This is a genomic window from Variovorax glacialis (assembly GCF_051216375.1).
In the GTDB taxonomy this organism is placed as follows: Bacteria; Pseudomonadota; Gammaproteobacteria; order Burkholderiales; family Burkholderiaceae_C; genus Variovorax.
Genome location: NZ_JBPJZT010000065.1, coordinates 1 through 1,311 on the forward strand (window position 1 = coordinate 1; position 1,311 = coordinate 1,311).

The window sequence follows — 1,311 nt, forward strand, 5'->3', positions numbered from 1 at the left end:
CGATGCAGCAGTTCGACCAGCGCGTCGGTGATGCGGGCTTCCAGCGCCAAGCCCACCAGCGAGTGCGGCACGCTGTAGCGGTGGGCGTCGACCTCGACGTGATAGTCGATGTGCGCCTTCACCGTCTTGAAGGTGACCCATTGCCAACGCTGGGTCGGCAGGGGTGAGAGCGCAGGGGCATCGAGCTTGGCGAACAGACTTGCGCGGCTGCCCTCGAGCTTCTGGAACTTGCGCTCGTTCAGAGATGGCAGCAACGCCGTGACGGCCGCATCGGCGGCGTGCACGTCGGCCAGCACAGCGTGACGCAGCCGTGCCAGGATCCAGCGGGTGACCACTTGGACCGACGATTCTGCGGATGCCTTGTCCTTCGGCGAATACGGGCGTGCCGGAAGGAACGACACATCGTAGTGACGCGCGAACTCGCGCACCGTCGCGTTGAGCGTTGGCTCGTAGCGGCAGGCCTCGGAAACGAGCGAGCGCGGGTTGTCGGGCACGATGAGTTGCGGGCAACCACCGTAGAAGGTCAGCGCGCGCGCCAGCGCACCCAGCCAGGAGCGCATGCTCTGGTCGGCCGTCGCACAGGCGAAGGTGAAGCTCGATGCGGCCATGGCGGCGACGAAGATCTGCGCGCGCGTTCCGTCGGCCAACGCCAGCGTCGCGCCGGCGTAGTCGATGAACAACTTCTCTCCGGCGCGGCGGTGTTGGCGCATCGAGCGCTTGAGCGACTTGGCGAACGCCTTGTAGTGCTCGCAGAACTGGGTGTAGGCCCAGGTGCGTGCACCCTCGTTAGCCGCGCGGTACTCGGCCCACAACAGCATCAGCGTCACGCCCTTGCGGCGCAGCTCGATGTGTACGAGGGCGAAGTCGGGCTCGACCACACGGGTCTCGCTCGTGCTGCGTCCGAGCAGCCTGCGCTCCAGCGCGGCCTCGTCCAGTTCGCTCGCCGTCTGCCAATCCAAGCCGGCGGCGCTGGCCAAACTGAGGTACTTGGCGACGGCGCCCTTGGAGATGTTCAGGCTGCGCGCGATGCGTTCATGCGATAGATCGCCCTGCAGCTTGAGTCTGAGAATGTCCTTGATCATGCGTATGTCCATGCGTTGCTGTGGCATCGGCTCCCGGCCCAAAGGCCGTGAGGCTATGCCTCAGCGGTGGTTCATACGCAACACCAGCATCGACCCCTTGACAGGTCGCCAACCACCCTCAGGCAGTTGCAAATGGTCCGTCGGTCACGTCACCGAAATCATCGGTCACGTTCCCGAATTCGGCGGTCACGATGCCGAAACGGTCGGTCACGCTCTTCCGAAATACGCA

1 protein-coding gene is annotated in these 1,311 nt (G+C 64.9%); it reads right to left on the minus strand.

Annotated elements, in window-relative coordinates; genetic code table 11:
• A partial coding sequence (istA, locus tag ACSFBL_RS35595; RefSeq protein ID WP_435520501.1) for an IS21 family transposase occupies positions 1 to 1,088 on the minus strand: 1,088 nt, incomplete at its 3' end.
• Positions 1,089 to 1,311: the final 223 nt, after the last annotated feature.